The sequence below is a fragment of the Nocardia sp. NPDC004604 genome (assembly GCF_040609795.1).
Lineage (GTDB): Bacteria > Actinomycetota > Actinomycetes > Mycobacteriales > Mycobacteriaceae > Nocardia.
Window position 1 is genome coordinate 1 of the sequence record NZ_JBEXLC010000343.1, and the last position, 1,120, is coordinate 1,120.

The 1,120-nt window shown below is 66.1% G+C and carries 1 protein-coding gene; it reads left to right on the forward strand.

All coding sequences use genetic code 11. The annotated features are described in order from the left end of the window. Nucleotides 1-1,120 (forward strand): acyltransferase domain-containing protein (locus ABZW16_RS43995; protein ID WP_354962109.1); only part of this gene is annotated, 1,120 nt, incomplete at both ends.

Sequence of the window (1,120 nt, forward strand, 5' to 3'; positions counted from 1 at the left end):
CGGCTGCTGCACTCGTGGGGTGTGCGTGCGGATGTGGTGGCGGGTCATTCGATCGGTGAGGTTGCTGCCGCGCATGTGGCTGGTGTGTTGTCGCTGGTGGATGCGTGTGTGTTGGTGGCGGCGCGTGGCCGGTTGATGCAGGCGCTGCCTTCCGGTGGCGCGATGGTCGCCGTCGGTGCGTCGGAAGCCGAGGTCGCCGAGGTGCTGGCGTTGCTGGACGGTGCGGTGCAGATGTCGATCGCGGCGGTCAACGGTCCGGCTTCGGTGGTGTTGTCCGGTGTCGAAGACGATGTCGTCGCTGTCGCCGATGCGTGTGCCGAGCGTGGGTGGCGGACGCATCGGTTGCGGGTCTCACACGCTTTCCATTCGGCGTCGATGGAGCCGATGCTCACCGAATTCGCCACGGTGGTACAGGGTTTGGCGTTCACCCGTCCGAGCATCGCGTTGGTATCGACGGTAACCGGTGCGCGGATCAGCGATGAGATGTCGGATCCGGCGTATTGGGTCGGTCAGGTCCGGGACACCGTCCGGTTCGCCGACGCGGTCACCACCATGACGGGTATGGGCGTGACCCGGTTCGCCGAGGTCGGACCCGACGCCGTGCTCACCCCGATGACCGCCCAGATCGTGGATGACACGCAGGCGGGCGCGGCAGCTACGGTTGTGGCGCTGGTGCGTCGAAACCAGACCGATGTGTCCACGATATTGGGCGGGCTGGCCGGGTTGTTCGTCTCCGGTGCCGAGGTGGACTGGGCCGGTTTCTACGCCGGCACCGCAGCCCAGCGAATCGACTTGCCCACCTACGCCTTCCAGCGTCGGCGTTATTGGATGGCCGAAGGGTCCGCCGGTAGTGGTGACGCTCGATCGATGGGTTTCGTGGCCACCGGACACTCCCTGGCCTCGGCGGTCGTATCACAACCGGATTCCGATGTGGTCGCCGTCAGTGGCAGGTTGTCGGTGCAGACGCATCCCTGGCTGGCCGATCACCGGGTCATGGACACCGTGCTGTTCCCTGGTACCGGTTTGGTCGAGCTTGCCCTGCACGCCGGACGACAGCCTGCGCCGATACGCCCCAGAACTCTTGCCCAGCAGCCATTTCGGCAATGCCACGGTGAACGGC